At 41.6% G+C, this 16,125-nt stretch carries 14 protein-coding genes, 1 tRNA gene and 1 rRNA gene; 6 read left to right on the top strand and 10 right to left on the bottom strand.

The window, feature by feature from the left end; translation table 11 throughout:
• Nucleotides 1–299: 299 nt before the first annotated feature.
• Genes V7K62_RS03345 through V7K62_RS03335 form a run of 3 tightly spaced genes read right to left on the bottom strand, consistent with a single transcriptional unit; the run spans nucleotide 300 to nucleotide 1,357 of the window.
• On the bottom strand, nucleotides 300–611 hold the full coding sequence (locus V7K62_RS03345; protein ID WP_334861679.1) for a hypothetical protein: 312 nt from the start codon (nucleotides 609–611) through the stop codon (nucleotides 300–302).
• A 2-nt stretch (nucleotides 612–613) separates the two neighbouring features.
• Nucleotides 614–895, bottom strand: a complete 282-nt coding sequence (locus V7K62_RS03340; RefSeq protein ID WP_292759915.1) for a hypothetical protein — start codon at nucleotides 893–895, stop codon at nucleotides 614–616.
• Between the two features lie 39 nt (nucleotides 896–934).
• Complete coding sequence (locus tag V7K62_RS03335; RefSeq protein ID WP_334861677.1) at nucleotides 935–1,357, bottom strand: hypothetical protein; 423 nt, start codon at nucleotides 1,355–1,357, stop codon at nucleotides 935–937.
• A 1,021-nt stretch (nucleotides 1,358–2,378) separates the two neighbouring features.
• Here V7K62_RS03335 and cysK point away from each other — a divergent pair.
• The 4 genes from cysK to V7K62_RS03315 all read left to right on the top strand — a co-directional run bounded on the left by cysK (nucleotide 2,379) and on the right by V7K62_RS03315 (nucleotide 6,531).
• The gene (cysK, locus tag V7K62_RS03330; RefSeq protein ID WP_334861675.1) at nucleotides 2,379–3,338 is read left to right on the top strand and encodes a cysteine synthase A; all 960 of its coding nucleotides are present in this window, start codon (nucleotides 2,379–2,381) and stop codon (nucleotides 3,336–3,338) included.
• Nucleotides 3,339–3,914: 576 nt separating this feature from the next.
• Entirely contained in the window at nucleotides 3,915–4,610 is a 696-nt protein-coding gene (locus V7K62_RS03325; protein ID WP_334861673.1) for a LabA-like NYN domain-containing protein, read from the top strand.
• Nucleotides 4,611–4,726: 116 nt separating this feature from the next.
• Nucleotides 4,727–5,437 carry a response regulator transcription factor gene (locus V7K62_RS03320; protein WP_334861671.1) on the top strand — a complete coding sequence of 237 codons (711 nt, stop codon included), beginning with the start codon at nucleotides 4,727–4,729 and terminating at the stop codon, nucleotides 5,435–5,437.
• A 5-nt stretch (nucleotides 5,438–5,442) separates the two neighbouring features.
• Nucleotides 5,443–6,531: a sensor histidine kinase gene (locus V7K62_RS03315; RefSeq protein WP_334861669.1), complete on the top strand. Its 1,089-nt coding sequence runs from the start codon at nucleotides 5,443–5,445 to the stop codon at nucleotides 6,529–6,531.
• Nucleotides 6,532–6,965: 434 nt separating this feature from the next.
• Here V7K62_RS03315 and V7K62_RS03310 read toward each other — a convergent pair whose 3' ends face one another.
• Nucleotides 6,966–7,847, bottom strand: coding sequence for a succinate--CoA ligase subunit alpha (locus V7K62_RS03310; protein ID WP_334861667.1), 882 nt, complete (start codon nucleotides 7,845–7,847; stop codon nucleotides 6,966–6,968).
• 87 nt (nucleotides 7,848–7,934) lie between these two features.
• Nucleotides 7,935–9,164 carry a succinate--CoA ligase subunit beta gene (locus V7K62_RS03305; protein ID WP_334861665.1) on the bottom strand — a complete coding sequence of 410 codons (1,230 nt, stop codon included), beginning with the start codon at nucleotides 9,162–9,164 and terminating at the stop codon, nucleotides 7,935–7,937.
• Between the two features lie 649 nt (nucleotides 9,165–9,813).
• Here V7K62_RS03305 and V7K62_RS03300 point away from each other — a divergent pair.
• Entirely contained in the window at nucleotides 9,814–11,571 is a 1,758-nt protein-coding gene (locus V7K62_RS03300) for a hypothetical protein (RefSeq protein ID WP_334861663.1), read from the top strand.
• Nucleotides 11,572–11,835: 264 nt separating this feature from the next.
• On the opposite strand, the gene V7K62_RS03295 is transcribed toward V7K62_RS03300, so the two are convergent.
• The 5 genes from V7K62_RS03295 to rsmA form a co-directional block, all read right to left on the bottom strand.
• Nucleotides 11,836–11,907, bottom strand: a tRNA-Gly gene (locus V7K62_RS03295).
• A gap of 170 nt (nucleotides 11,908–12,077) precedes the next feature.
• A complete protein-coding gene (locus tag V7K62_RS03290; RefSeq protein WP_334861661.1) occupies nucleotides 12,078–12,683 on the bottom strand; it encodes a sporulation/spore germination protein in 606 nt (201 codons plus the stop codon).
• Between the two features lie 246 nt (nucleotides 12,684–12,929).
• Nucleotides 12,930–13,259 carry a DUF3082 domain-containing protein gene (locus V7K62_RS03285; RefSeq protein ID WP_334861782.1) on the bottom strand — a complete coding sequence of 110 codons (330 nt, stop codon included), beginning with the start codon at nucleotides 13,257–13,259 and terminating at the stop codon, nucleotides 12,930–12,932.
• A gap of 196 nt (nucleotides 13,260–13,455) precedes the next feature.
• The gene (ispE, locus tag V7K62_RS03280; protein WP_334861659.1) at nucleotides 13,456–14,409 is read right to left on the bottom strand and encodes a 4-(cytidine 5'-diphospho)-2-C-methyl-D-erythritol kinase; all 954 of its coding nucleotides are present in this window, start codon (nucleotides 14,407–14,409) and stop codon (nucleotides 13,456–13,458) included.
• A 117-nt stretch (nucleotides 14,410–14,526) separates the two neighbouring features.
• Nucleotides 14,527–15,351 (bottom strand): 16S rRNA (adenine(1518)-N(6)/adenine(1519)-N(6))-dimethyltransferase RsmA, encoded by an 825-nt coding sequence (gene rsmA / locus V7K62_RS03275; RefSeq protein WP_334861657.1) that lies wholly within the window; start codon nucleotides 15,349–15,351, stop codon nucleotides 14,527–14,529.
• Nucleotides 15,352–16,032: 681 nt separating this feature from the next.
• Between rsmA and V7K62_RS03270 the strand changes: the two genes are divergently transcribed.
• Nucleotides 16,033–16,125 (top strand): 16S ribosomal RNA (locus tag V7K62_RS03270); the annotation flags it as partial.

Here is a 16,125-nt window from a genome sequence, read left to right as displayed (position 1 = left end):
CACCTCAGATTTGCGTAAAGCATCTTTATCTTGAATGAAATATCAAAGTATTGATTTTAATACCTTCGCGAATAGAATTCGCCGCTATACAGATAAAACCTACCTCCGTGGGTTTCAAATTTCTGGAGTCCGTCCAGGTAGATTCCCCTGGGGAAAGCCGCGATTTCTAATCACCAAGTATATTTGTAAAGGTGAGATGCTCCCAAATACTATGATGTTAAAAATTATGAATTCAAATAGAATGCATTTAACTTTTACATTTCAACATTGAATTCTAATTTTTGAACTTTTAATTATTATTACCGAGCATTGCGTTCACAAACTAAAACCTCTGCGATGATATCCGGCACATTCATAAAGTCTGTAAATCTTTCAGAACCAAGGATTGGTGAAATAAATGTATAGTTGGGATCACACACTCCATTGTCATATACTTGAATAAACCATCTATCGGGAAATCCTTGTACACCTAGTTCCACAGTGTACCAACTCTCGCCAATCAGACGAGAGTTAAAGATTGTGAACCACTCTCTATTTTCTTCTGAAATATTCCAATCTGCCATCAGCAGTTCTAAAGCTATTTGTCCCGCATCCGTTGAAGTCAAAAGCATTTTTACTCCTTATTTGCAGCTTCAGGATTTGCAACTTCAGTATTGGGAACTTCTGGGTATAAACCTAATTCTTTAGCTAGCTCACGCGCCACAAAAAACAAAAATTGGGCACCATCTTGATTGCCTTCATGAGCAAACATAGTTGCTACTTGTAACATTGTTTGTACTAAACCAGAATCAATCAATTCGGGCTTAGATTCCAAAATTTCTGGTTCTTGACCATTAGGACATTTGAGTAACTCATCAATCAGATTAAAATACAGTTGTTCGCGTTGTTCTGTCATGGTAATTTTGTTGATTGGAGTGAGTAAATTGTGAATAAGTTACTGTTCGATACTTTGCTGCCACAGTCTTTCCAACATTTCAACTTGTTCTTTTAAAACAGCGGCGCGATGAACAAGATATCTGTCGTAAAAGAGAATCCCTAACCCAACACAAATCGGGGTTAACAAGAAGAACCATTGCAGGATAGTAGCAAATTTATATTGTTCAGCAACAGTCAGCATTTGATGAACCACATTACGATCAGAGGATTGAATGCTAGTCTGAGGGGAATGTGTACCCTCTGTCTGGGGAGCCAAGGCGGGAGCATCTGTAGTCGTGTTGTTAACTTCGCAAGCTAAATTCTGAGATTTTACTAACTCCAGATGTCGCTCCCAAACGATGCCAAATACTACTAGTTCTGGAGAAAGCACTGCTAAAGTAACTACGCAAACTGTGAGAACATTTAAAAGTTTGGCTTTCATCTTGGCTCTCCCTTGCTAGGTAGTATGTACCCAGTAAGAAAATATCTTTTGCTGTTTATCTAAAGTAGTAATCTATTTCTACCTCTCAAACAGTTTTGATATTAAAATATGTGTAATCGGTAATTTTCACAATCGTTAGTTGTCAGTTACTTTTCTAATCACCACTGACTACTGACTACTGAAAAGTTACCAACCTTTTCACAAAACATAGGATTATTCAGTCAGAAACAACGCACTCAGATTCCAAGAACATGGTTTCATCCTACTCTCAAAAGAGAGATTAAGAAGTCCCCCCTAGTTCACTAAGCTTTCGCTCAGGAATGTTGGGGGGTAGAGGGGAATCTCTGCGTAAATCCTATACGATTTATATCAGCCGCTCTCCACAAAACAGTTTACCCCAGCCCTGTTAAGATTATTAAATTCATTAGAATAGTACTCAAAGCCTGTAATCCACACCTGATAAGTCTTGTAAAAATTCATTGGGGTATGGGTGCTAGTGTTTTTCAGATGGGGTTCTAGTATTTTTGAGATGGGGTTCTGGTGTTTTTGCACTCAATCTAAAAGCAGTCTAGGCAATGCTTCTAGATTGTTTTTCATGCGATTTTGGGCGGAAAAATTCTGCACTCAAAAGACAATATCAATGTCTCTTGATAAAGATAGACTAACAAATTACGAAAAGCAATTAAATGTTTTGAAAGTAAATTATATTTTCGTAAAAAACAGAAAATAATGGTAAAAAATATTCAGATATACAGAATTATATAAATGGAATCTTAACCGAACAGACAATAGTCAGCAATTCCAAATGCTAAAATAAAAGGATGGGAAGCTAGCCTTTTGCTGAAGTAAAAATCAATGGGAACATCTAATAAAAGTTCTTCCTAAGCTTTCATATTTTGTGGTTTAGTTAGAATACATAATATATGCACTCATTGAAATTAAACTGCAAAATCAATACATCAAAGCTTATTGTTATAAGTAAATACTCGGTACTGAGATTTAGGATTTTAGGAGTTAAATAATGCGGATTGCTCAAGACATAACAGAACTAATTGGACGAACTCCTTTAGTTCAACTGAACAAGATTCCTCAAGCTGAGGGAGTAGTAGCAAGGATAGTTGTCAAATTAGAAGGGATGAACCCAGCGGCTTCGGTAAAAGACCGCATTGGTTTAAGTATGGTACTCTCGGCAGAAGCCGCCGGCTCAATTTTTCCTGGAAAGACCATTTTAGTTGAGCCTACTTCAGGTAATACGGGAATTGCTCTAGCGATGGTAGCAGCCGCGCGTGGCTACCGTTTGATTTTGACCATGCCAGAGACAATGAGCCAAGAACGACGGGCTATGCTTAGAGCTTATGGTGCAGCTTTGGAGTTGACACCAGGCGCTGAGGGTATGCGGGGAGCAATTCGCAAAGCCGAAGAAATTGTGGCTAATACTCCTAATGCTTTTATGCTGCAACAGTTCCGCAACCCTGCCAATCCTAAAGTTCACCAAGAAACCACCGCAGAAGAAATTTGGGCAGATACAGACCAAGAAGTAGATATCGTCATTGCTGGAGTAGGTACTGGTGGAACGATTACTGGGATTGCAGAAGTACTTAAACAGCGCAAGCCGACTTTTAAGGCGATCGCAGTTGAACCCAGCAACAGCCCAGTCCTCTCTGGCGGTGAAGCCGGGCCACATAAAATTCAAGGTATTGGGGCTGGATTTATCCCAGATGTTCTTCGCCTAGAATTGGTTGATGAAGTAATTAGAGTCAGTGATGAACAAGCGATCGCTTATGGGCGACGTTTGGCAAAAGAAGAAGGCTTATTGTCTGGGATATCCTCTGGTGCAGCTTTGTGTGCTGCAATTCAAGTAGGTAAACGTCCAGAAAATGCCGGACGTTTAATTGTGATGATTCAGCCTTCCTTTGGCGAACGTTACCTCAGCACAGCGATGTTTCAAGATTTGTCTTTAGAAACTGCTGGGGTGCGTTAAGGAGACAGAGGGACAAGAGAGCAACGAATCTCTCTGTCCTTCTCATTTGGCTCTTACATAAATTAATACAACTTACCTTTTGAGGCGATCGGATCGCATTATTACATTATTAGTGCTTCTAACTCCTTGACACTCCCACGGCTGTGTAATTATTGCTATGCTCATTCACCCTAAAAGCCGTGGGATTCTTCTGCGGAACTTGCTTCTGTTGGGTTGCCCCTATTACAGGTTTTATAGTTCATACCTACCGAATTATAGATATAGCGCTTCTGGGTTGAGTGCAATACAGACTTAAAAAAACAGTCCCTACCCTTACAAAAAGATTTATTTTCTCCAAACTCTTGCTGTCTCGGTGAGTAAAGATTAACATATCTGTGGACAGAGGCAATATCTCCTTAAACCAACCCTAACAACAGTGAAAACCCTGGGGCTGTTTACTTTGACTGTTGTTTAGCACCAGTTAACTTTATCTGCATATAGTGACTTAAGCCATTACCTGCTAGGTTATAAATCAGCACAGACTATACTATAGACAATTTACCCAAAACTTTCTCAGCTTTAAAATCAGAGGTATCAATGATTATAACTAATTTTAGCAAACAAAGAAATGAATTTAAGGAGTCTAAAGTACTCAAAGCTAAACCACATTGGCAAGGCCAAAATTTGAGCGATACTCCTGTCAAAGGTAAAGATACCAAGATGCGAGATCCTGTACCTGATAGTTTGATTTTCAATAACTTAAATCGTGGTCGAGTTGCTATTTTTATTGATGGCTTAAGTCTGTTCCATACAGCTTTACAACTCGGCATAGAAATTGACTACGTTAAATTGCTTTGTCATTTAACTAGCGGTTCCAGACTGTTGCGTGCTTTCTTCTATACTGGGGTTGATATCAGTAATGAAAAGCAACAGGGTTTTCTATTGTGGATGCGTCGTAATGGCTATCGTGTAGTGGCAAAGGATCTCGTTGTGTCAGCAGAGAATTTCAAAAAATCAAATCTGAACGTAGAAATTGCTGTAGACATGATAACTTTAGCTCCTTACTATGATACAGCGGTTTTAGTCAGTGGCGATGGAGATTTAGCTTATGCTGTCAACGCTGTCAGCAGAATGGGGGTTCGGGTGGAAGTAGTCAGTCTGCAAACAACGACTAGTGAAAGTTTGATTGATGTTGCTGACTGCTTCATTGACCTCGATAGTATTAAAGCACACATTCAAAAAGATTCTCATCTTGGCTATAGTTATCGCACGTCATCAAATTTAAACCTCTAATTAAGAAGATACGGAGCATAGGAGACACGGGGATGCGGTGAAAAATATCTCCGTATCTCCATTTACCCGTGTCTCCCTGACCCCGCTCTGCCCATTTTGCTCGACCCTATATTCAGATGGATATTTTAATAGTTGAAGATGAACCAGAAATTGCTCATTTAATCGAACTCTCTTTAGAAAAAGAAGGATTTTTTTGTCGCACTAGCCGCGATGGTATGAATGCTTTGCGGATGTTTCAGGAGCAACCACCGGATTTAATCATTCTAGATTTAATGATTCCTGGTTTGGATGGGTTGGAAGTTTGTGCCCGAATTCGCCAGAAACCAGGTGCAAAAGATCCTTACATTTTGATGCTCACGGCTAAGGGTGAGGAAATAGATCGCGTCATTGGTCTATCTACTGGTGCTGATGATTATATGGTCAAACCCTTTAGCCCCAGAGAGTTGGTAGCTAGAGTACGGGCACTATTACGGCGTAGTCTCCGCCAAGGGGGACAACATCAAATCAATCGTACCCAACACTTTATTGTCGATGTAGACCAGCGCACTGCCAGTCGCCAGATGAATTCTCAAGAAGTTGAAATTTTGGACTTAACTACCCTAGAATTTAACTTGCTAACCACCTTTGTCAGCAATCCTGGTCGAGTTTGGAACCGCACCCAACTAATTGATAAACTTTGGGGAGATAATTTTTTTGGCGATGAACGAGTCGTGGATACTCATGTAGCTCGGTTGCGAAAAAAGATTGAACCCGATCCGGCAAATCCTACTTTTATTAGAACTGTTGTTGGCGTCGGCTATAAATTTGAAGATCCTCTGGTAGCGTAAATTTTATGAAGATGGGGCTGAGAGGGCGGCTATTTTTCTCCCATTTAGTAGTAATGCTCGTGGGGGTAGCCAGTCTGGTGAGCATCAGCAAAATCTCTTCCCCGCGCTTGTTTGTCTTACATTTAGAACGATTAGAAAATCAGGGGTTCGACTTAATCGATGTCCGTGCTGAATTGGTTACAGGGTTTGAACTTGCTTGGCAGCGAAGCACTATTTGGTCAGTATTAGTCGGCACCACCGCCGCCGGAGGATTGAGTTACTGGGTGTCCAGACGGATTATGCAGCGGTTGACCGAGATGGAACAAATCACCCAAAAATTTGCTGCTGGTCAGATGGATGCACGACTACCTGTGTCTGACATTCCAGAACTCAGTGGATTGAGTACTAGTTTCAACCGAATGGCAGCCAGTTTAGAAGGGGTAGAAGCGCGGCGGCGAGAAGTGATTGGAGATATGACCCATGAACTCCGAACACCATTAACTGTGGTGCGCGGTTATTTGGAAGAACTGGCTGATGGGCAAATTGAAGCGTCTCCTGAAATCTATCGGCGTTTAGCGAAAGAAACTAGGCGCTTAGAGCGGTTGGTGAACGATTTACAAGAACTATCTAAGGCTGAAGCTGGTTATTTACCAATAAATATCCAACGCGTAAATTTGCGTCCGTTGTTAGAGTCATTAGTGGAGAAATTTACCGACCAATTATTGGAAGATGGGCCAGTTCTGCTCTTACAATGTCCATCTGTGCTACCTCCTGTATTGGCAGATATTGACCGCACGGAACAGGTATTGGTTAATCTGCTAGGTAATGCTGTACATTATACTAACGAAGGTTCAATTACGATTCGTGCTGGGACTGAAGCATCTCAACTCTGGATTGCGGTTATCGATACAGGCATTGGTATCGCTCTAGAAAATTTGCCTCATGTGTTTGAGCGCTTCTGGCGAGCCGACCAATCGCGCGATCGCCATTCGGGAGGTACTGGTATTGGTTTAACTATTTCCCGCCGTTTGATTGAACTACAAGGCGGTCAAATTGAGATAGAAAGCGAATTGGGAATTGGCAGTACGTTTCGGTTTTTTCTGCCTTTAGCTTGAGTTGAGCCATGACTACCTTGAGATCCGAGGGATTGACACAAGGTAGTCATGGCTGTGTCATACCCAATTGCTAATTTGAAAGTATCCCAAATCTTGGTTTGTTGATGGATGGCAAGATTTTGGAAACACATAGAGTATAACATTATGTCTACTTTTGTTCTGGCTGCTTTTTTGGTTAGTTTACTCAGTCTTTTGGGTTATGCTGCGATCGCCTACCTGTTCCCTCAAAATCGTTCCCAAGACTGACCAATTAAAATAATTCGTAATTCGTAATTCGTAATGACGCTCTCTACGAACACGAACAGCGTGTCGCAGACAGACGCTCTTGCTAGCTTGCTTCCCCGTATGGGTACGAATACTCGCTAAGGTAATTCGTAATTAAAATAATTGGTAATTCGTAATTGAATTATTAACTACGAATTACAAATTAGTAATTAGTTAATCTCTTTTCTCAATAATTCTGGAATTTGAGAAGGGCGTTCAGCTACTGTAACTTGCGCTTCTTTTAAAGCAGCTAATTTACTTTGGGCTGTGCCAAAATTAGGATCGCGTCCGATAACCGTTGCTAAAGTCCCGGTTTGACGCCAAGTTTTTCCTGGTGGTGCAAGTCTACCTGCAATGTAGGCAATTACTGGTTTATCAATTGCCTCAGCAATGTACCTAGCTGCTGCTTCTTCACTACCACCACCAGGTTGACCGACTAAAACGATCGCCTGTGTGGTTTCATCCTCATCGAGAATTTGCAGCCATTGCAGAAACGAGGAACCGACGATCGCATCACTACCAATACTGACACTAATCGACTGCCCTAAACCTGCTTTTGTTAATTCGTAGGCGATTTCGTAGGTGAGGGTGCTGCTACGACTAACGATCCCCACTGTTCCAGGTGTATAAAATTCGCTGGGTTGAGTCCCTAAGAGAATTTTTCCTGGTACAATTATCCCCGGACTATTTGGCCCAATTACCAAAGTTTCACAGGCTTCGGCTTTGCGGAGTAATTGCACCATATCCAAAGGCGGCACACCAGCAGTGATAATAATGATCTGGCTAATATGAGATGCGATCGCTTCTAATGCCGCATCTAACACGTCATAAGGATCTACACAAATAATTGTCGTGTCAATTGCCCCAAATTCTTCTATTACCTCTTCTACTAAGTCAAATACTGGCAGTCCATAGAGTTCCTGTCCGCCACATCCAGGATTGACACCAGCTACTAAATTCGTGCCATAAGCTTTCATTTGAGCAACATGAGTGCCTGATATAAATTCACAAAAGCCTTGAATTAAGACTTTACTTTCTGGCGTTAGGTTCATAAAAAATTACCGTAAGTTTGGCAACCCAGTTCCTTGAACTACTGAGCATAAAAACGACAAGTTCACCGTGTCGTATTGATTCAATTTTTACTGCTTCTTATTAACCGTTGGTTTAGCAAGAAGAACTGCTGCCGCCACTGCCTCATCTAAATTTTCTACCACGACGAGCGCATCACTGTGGGTTTTTAGTGTTACCAAATATTTTCTCGCAGCATTAAATTCAGAACCAGCAAGGCGGACAACTAAGGATGGAAAATTAAGCTCTCGCCGAACTTTACTACCATTAGAACGTACAACCTGTGATTGAAGTTCGCTGTTGTCTGGCTGCACAACTCTGGCGATAACTTCAGCTACTTCCTCAATTTGCGGAATGCTACCCAGGAAGTTAATTAGTATTACTTGAATGCTTTTATCAGCCTCCAGCATTTTCAAACCTGTTTCTAGGCGATCGCGGAAGGTAGTTGGTGTAGTATCTGTAAGGAAAGCATGACGTAGATTCAAACAAACACCTGGATTGCCACCAGCATTAGCAACTAAATCCAAAGTTGCCATCACTGAACCAGTACCATTACCTAAAATACCGATTTTTCCATGCATTTCCACACCATCCCAGTCGCCTAAAATACCGTTGATTTCAGTACTGGTATGACGACTGATAATTTTTGCTGCCATCTCGGACAGATCGGGATGACGCTTGATCGCTCGTTCGTTGACCCTGACTTTACCATTAAGAGCCATAACTTGACTAGTAGTACTGACTGCCAAGGGATTAATTTCGACTAAATCCAGGTCTTTTTGGACAAATAACTGGTACATCTTCTCCACAACGCTGCTTACCGACTGCATCAGCGTCCCTTGCAAACCCATTTTCAAAGCCAAGCGTCGGGCATAAAATGGCGAGAATTCTTGTTCTACGACAACGTAGTGCATTCTTTCCCCAGCGGATTCCCAATCGATGTCTGCTTCTTTGCAACCTAAAAGTACCGGTCGGCAGACAGCAGTATCTAAAACCACCGCTAGATAAAATTCCTGGTTGGCGTCGTATTGGGATTCTGCCAGCACAACTTCCGGCAATTCGCCCCATATTGGTAAACTAAAGATATTTTGAGCAGCTGCTATCGCATCGATAGTCGTTTGGGCAAACCTGACTCCACCAGCTTTTGCCCGTTCCGCTCCGTGTACTTGAGATTTCAGTACAATTGGAAAGCGAATTTTTAACCGTTTCAAATCTGTAGGATGGTCAATTCGTTGGGAAGGCAATACCGGAATGCCTATCTTCGCAAACCATTCTTTAACTTGGTACTCTAATAAATCCATTGATACACCTTGTATTGACACTTTCCCAGCTTTTGGTTAGTCCTGTCTTAATATTTTGCAGCACCTTTATTGCAGAATTAACCTTTTGGCAGCTATAAAAACTTATTTTTCACGGATCAATTTTATCGAATTCAGCAAATCAAGCATATTAATTTCGATACCTAACCTGTTTGTGCCAGAGCCACAACACGTAATTAATTTCCTCAGCAAGTTTCCCAGCATAGAAGATAACTAGTGTTTATGTCAAAAACCTCTGACATAGCATCGTTTTCTTAACCTCTAGATAATTTGGTAACAATTGCTCTGCAACTAAAATTTTGCAGCGCAGTAGCTATTGTGAATTTAATTGTCGCGAAATAATCCAGTTAAAATACTCAAATCCTCTATTATTCCCATTTTTTATTGGTAATTTATATCTGAAGACAGATTATTTAATTTTGCATCTAGGGCTGTAAAAATGTAGCGCTGCGAACAATAACTACTTTTTTAAGTTTTGGTGAAAAGTCAGAATTTGTGTTAGAAAGTTGGTCGTTCCGATTCTCAGGCTGTGGTTGGTTAAACTGTGCATTTGCATTCAAAAAACCTAAAAAGTTCATTTCATCCCCTTAAAGATAATCAAAACAATATAGAAGTTCAGCGGGAAAGCTCTATGAAAGTAGCAGTCCAGCAGGAAGATTTACAGCTTTTAGCCAAAACTTTGCAGGAACAATTACTTGTAGAAGTCTCAACGGCTGAAGTCTTCGAGGTTAAGTGCGTCGTCAATAAAGGCGAGCTAATGATTTTAACGCAACACGCGTCAGATGTAATAGTTGACGCTCAACTAATTTTTGCAGTCATTGAGGAAGTACTTCAGTCTCTAGCACCCCACAAAGAACAGCGGGTGCAATGTTTCCTCAGAGTTTTTGGTGAACAACTCCCTTATACCAAATGTTTCTTGGCGTTGAAGCAGACGGGGGGATGGGTAGCAGGGGGGGATGAGGAAGCAGGAGGAGATGAGGAAGCAATATCCTACTCATCCTCATCATCTCTGACATATTCTCCATCAATCAATGAAATAGAAGAAGAAGAAGAACTGTTTGACCCGTTTGCAGATGTGCCGAATTTGTCGGCTTCAAAGTCAGGATTCCAAGTCAAACCTATCTTACTGGGTGCGGCGTTGGTGGGAATTGTAATTTTAGGCGGTGGTGCTTACTTATTGACTCGCCCTTGTGTGATGTCTGAGTGTAAAGAAATACAAAACGCCGAGCAATTAAAAACAAAATCCCCGCAACTGATGCGCCACGCCAAGTCTGAAAAAGAATTAGTAGCTGTACAACAGCAACTTGCAGCAGCCAGTGCAGCCCTGAATGTAATTCCTAGTTGGTCGCCTCGTTACCAGGTGTCAGAAGAACTAAAAGCAAGTTTGTCTGGGCGGTCAGAAAAAATCAACCAGGTGGTCAAGGCTTTGCAAACGGCATCTTTGGCGACACAAAAAGTTCAAACTCCTGCATCTAGTCTAGAGGAATTACAAACTAGACAACACTTATGGCGACAGGCTATAGCGCCATTAGAAACTATAAGTTCCAGTAATGAACTCTATGGGCTGGCCCAAGGTAAATTACTGAATTATCGTGTCCGTTTGCACGCTGTAAATCAACAGATATTTATTGAGGAAAAATGGCTGAAAAAACTAACACTGGCAAAAGCTGTAGCCGTTGCAGCCGAGAAGCAGGAAGCTACTGCTAAATCCTTGAATGAGTGGCAAAAGGTGCAGTCTACTTGGTTGGTGGTAATTAATGCCTTGAATACGATTCCCCGGAATAGCGTTGGATACCAAGAAGCCCAAAAGCTGTTGGTAGATTATAAACCTAAGTTAGTAGTAGTACGCGATCGCGCTACTAAAGAACAATTAGCTGTTAAAACCTACCAACAGGCCCTTAGCACTGCCAAGCAAGCCAAAGTTTATGAACAACAAAACCAATGGCAAGCAGCGGCGATATATTGGGATCAGGCTTTGCAAACTGCTAAAAAAGTTCCCCAAGATAGCTTGTACTACACTCAGGCTCAGTCTCTCATCGAACCCTATTCAGGTGCGCTCAAACAAGCACAAGAAAAACTACAAGTTGTTAGTAGTTTGCAACAAACCCGCACTGACTTGGATAAGACTTGTACTAATGGAATTCGGATTTGTACCTTTAGCATAGACAATGCAGGAATTATTGTCCGACTAACCCCTGAGTATGACCAAATAAGGCAAAAAAACTTGGCTAATCCTTATTCTGAGAACTCGGATACTGCTGTTGACATTACCAATCACTTGCAAATCTTACGCGAAGCCCTAGCCGTAATTGGTGACAATGCCAATCTGTCCCTTTCCCTTTATGATTCTCAAAGTCGGGTAATTTATACGCGGACTTTAGGCGGGTAAGTAGAATCCTCTGTGAAGTATAAAGGATGAATTGTATGTTAACTAATTATTTGTCAATTTAACAAAATATTGTCACAGCATTTCAAATACCTAAAACTCTGACATAGTAAGGATTTTGTCAGGGTTTTTGCTATTTAAGGAAAATAGCGATCGCACTACTGGGTAAAGATTACAGATTTTAGAAAATGACTTCACAACAAGCCCAAGCAGTCGCCCAACAATTGGGTGATATTCCCCTTAATAGTGAAAAATTACAGATTTTAAAGCGGGAGATGGGACTCGAACCCACGACGTTCACCATGGGAAGGTGACATTCTACCACTGAATTACACCCGCGAATTGCTGCATAAACTTAGTACTAAAATAAAATATACCACTATTTGCAGCTGTTTTCAATTGGCTAGAACATACACTATTTTGGCAACTGCTGATGCATGAGTCCTGTGGCTGTTCAGATTGGGAAATCTTTTTAGCTAGCTGCTGACGGCACTTATTACTATATTTAACTAAAGAACAATGTCCTCACCTCGCTCGGTGAAGCGAACCTCTTTAATATTCCATTGAGCATTACTTGTTAGGGTTTTGCGGAGACTGCCAAATAGAGCAAACTGTTCACAACTAGAAAGAGAACCTATTTGCCGCTTTGACTCAGGAGATATTCGTAAATCAACTGTAGCAATGCCATTTTTGATGTTGACACGATATCCAGACAAGCTAAAGTCGCTTGTATCTCGTTTTTCTAAGATTTTACTCACTACATTTGTCACTGGTTCCTCAGCTGGGACTGAAACCTTTTCGGGAATTAGTTTTTGACATTGAGTATCACTTGTGTATAGTGTGACGTTAGTAGTTTTGCTAGTGGCAGCTTTAGAAGTTGATGAGGAAGGCGTATTTTCCTTAGAAGATTCTTGATTAGGAGATTTTTCTCTCAACTGAGCTACGCTAGGAATTGGGCTGGGAGTCTGAGACGATACCCTATTCGTCGGTGCTGTGATAGGGGATGGCGTTCCGCTGTCAATATTACTGGTGCTGGGGTTAGAACTACAACTGCCGAGGCTGACAACCATTGTCACAAAAAGAAGGGGTAAAAAATATCTCTTGGTTGTGTTCATAAATTTTGCTTATAAATGATGTTGCTGCTATTAATTTCAGTGTTGCTGGTATCAATTCCGCATAAATTTGTGAATATTGAGCCAGTTTATAAAGTGTCAACCCGAAATCTGTTAAAGTCGAGGGCTATACTATACACCGAAATTACAACATCTGCTATTCAAGGAGCGATGTCTGATAACAAGTCGCTCCCTATCTATGGTAATCCAAATCGTGGTGCTTTTAGGTTACTGATTTAAAGCAAATTACTAGTTTTCACTACTTTTTTGCTTGCTCAATTGCTGCACTAATAATTGCACTCCCAAAGCCAACAAACCAATTGTCACTATACCAAAAATCCCGCTACCTAAAGCAAATACACCAACAATCAGAGTGCGGACAGCAGAAGAAATCTTCACTACCAATGGATTAATTGAATGGATCGGTTTAGCAGCAAAATTTGTCGCGATCGCAATCATCAGCGAATACACTGCAAATCCCATTCCTCCCGAAATCACCGCCCCACTAAAACAGCGTAACGGATTTGCTGTAACCTGTTGTTTAGCATCTGTTTGCGGCGTTAGATTTTGGTCATTCATCATATTTTAGATTTTAGACTTCGTTGTGAGCGCTCAGTCGAACGATTTTAGATTTGGGATTGGAGTATTAGGAATGATTCTTGTCCTCTGCTAATCGTCATTCAAATTGCATTTTTGCGTTTTTCTAACGATTTGAACTATCCAACTTAAAACTCATCACCTTACTCCCCATACTCGATTAACAATAAACATTTATTTAAACTGAAGATGCCACCTGAATCCCATGTGTAATTGTCCGAGTCACAAACAATTCTAAGTCTTCATCAACAATTGCTTCCCTGACTTGCAGCTTAACTTGTTCGGCCTGTTGTTGAGACTCAAAAAGAGCAAATACTGTTGGGCCAGAACCGGACATCATTGTTCCTAAAACGCCTTCCTGATTTGCAAACACTTCTCGCAGTTGCAAAACTTGCGGATAGGCTGGCAATACTACCCGCTCTAAATCATTGTGCAGTTTTTGGGCAATTTCTCCCGTATCTTTATCCAGGATAGCTTTGACTATTGCTCCCGAATGAACTGCATTAGCACGCGCTACCAAGTTGTCGCTATCTCTAATATAAGAATGACCAAACTGCTGTCGATAGGTTTTGTATGCCCAAGCTGTGGAAACTTCCAGGCTGCGATATTTTCCCAACACTATATGTACACTATCCAAACTTGGCAGTGGAGAAAGTTGTTCACCTCTACCTGTTGCGATCGCAGTTCCACCCGCCACACAAAATGGTACATCAGAACCGAGTGTGCTTCCCAACTCCTCTAATTCTGACTGAGTTAGCCCCAACTTCCACAGTAAATCTATCCCGATCAAAACAGCTGCTGCATTCGTCGAACCCCCAGCTAACCCAGCAGCGACAGGAATCTGCTTGTTGATGGTAATCTCCACGCCTCCATATTTAGCAAAGGCTTCGGGAAATAGCCTTACCATTAATTCTGCCGCGCGGTATGCCAGATTACTTTTATCTGTCGGTACTTGTGGGTGGTTGCAGTGAACACGGATGCTGTCAGTGCTGATGGAACGCACATCAATTTGGTCTGCAAGTCCGATACTTTGAAGTATCATGGCTAACTCATGATAGCCGTCAGGGCGGTTACCAATGATTTCCAGATACAAGTTGATTTTAGCAGGGGCAATTAGGCTGTAGGAATGCATTTTCTGAGAATGGGGAATGGAGAATGGGGAACTCGGGGCCCCCTCTGGGGATTAGGGGCAATGGGGAATGGGAATGGGGAATAATCTGTACCCTGTAACCTGTACCTATTCCCTTGTTCACTCCCTACTCCCTACTCCCAGTTCATTTGCTAGAATTACCCATTGCTGAACGCTGAGGTCTTCGGCTCTGGCTTGGGGATTTATTTTTAATTGTTCCAGTAAGTGGCTCAAGCGATCGCGTTCTATAACTGATTGCAAATTATTTCGTAACATTTTGCGCTTGGCACCAAACCCCAACTTTAAGAAATTCTCTAACTGTCGGGGATTAAGTGCTGGTATCTCTATTTTTCGGGGGCGCAATCGCACCACTGCTGAATCGACTTTTGGCGGTGGATGGAATGCAGCCGCTGGAACTGTGCAGATTAACTCACACTCAGCCAAATACTGTACGCGCACACTCAACGCCCCAAAAGCTTTTGAGCCTGATTTAGCATATAACCTTTCTGCTACTTCTTTTTGTACCAGCAACACTATTGAGTCAAATGGTTCGGGGTTGGGGTTAGCGATCGTACCCAGTAGTTTCTCAATGATTGGCCCTGTAATGTTGTAGGGAATATTGGCTACTACCTTATTTGGCTTTTGGAAATTGGGAAAGGCTCCCAGATAAGATGGTAAATCGAGAGTGAGAAAATCGCCTTGCAGCAGTAAAAATTTTTCAGTCTTACCAAGCTGCTTTGACAACAGTTGGCATAAATCGCGGTCTATTTCAACTGCAACCAGAGATTGCACTAAGGGTAATAAACGACGAGTCAGAATGCCAGTTCCAGGCCCAATTTCCAAGACGCGTTCGCTTTCTGTACACTCTGCTGCTTGAATAATTGCGTTGAGCGCCTTTTCACTTTTGAGCCAATGTTGAGCAAAGACCTTACGCGGTCGGATCATCTGTATTTATTGCCTAGTCTAGTTTTTAGCTTTTTCTCAAAAATTCATTATAAATTTTGAAGCCCCTCTACAGCGCTAGACTCACTGTAACGCCTATCTTCTCTTCCCAACGCTCCGCGAACGTAGCGGTGGCGATCGTATAAATGCCGATATCAGCGTCACCTGTACGATGGGAGTCTTAAATCGCAAGCTCCCCAACAATTATGCTCATATATATAGTTAGTTCAGGCATAAAGATTCAGGATAAATCCCTACAGCAAAACTACCTCCTGCCTTTTTCGATAATCATTGCTGTAATCACTCAACTTGGATTCAGATCCCATTTAGAGAAAAGCAACGTCCATTATTCACACAGCTAGGTTTAGCCACTTCGTTCTCGCCTCCCTCCCGTTGCTTAACCCATTCACCTGAAAGTAATGCCAGTCAAGCGATTTGCCCATTTAGAAAAAAAATAAATTTACCCCTTGACAAACTAGGGGATGACTAGTTACTCTAGTTAAGTGGAAAGGCGACAGACGCCAACCACCGCTGAACCTAAAAAATATAATACTTTGAAAGCTTAAGAAAAAACCAATCCTCGTCAAAAGATTTTACTTTTGGGATTTCCCAGAAAGATAATCGAAGTTATAAGTAGGATTCCGGGAAATATTTTTTTTCGGAGCCACAAACTCGAAATACAACAAAACGGAGAGTTTGATCCTGGCTCAGGATGAACGCTGGCGGTATGCTTAACACATGCAAGTCGAACGAAATCTTCGGATTTAGTGGCGGACG

The organism is Nostoc sp., from assembly GCF_036917935.1.
Taxonomy (GTDB): Bacteria; Cyanobacteriota; Cyanobacteriia; order Cyanobacteriales; family Nostocaceae; genus Nostoc.
This window is presented reverse-complemented; position numbering and strand designations above follow the sequence as displayed.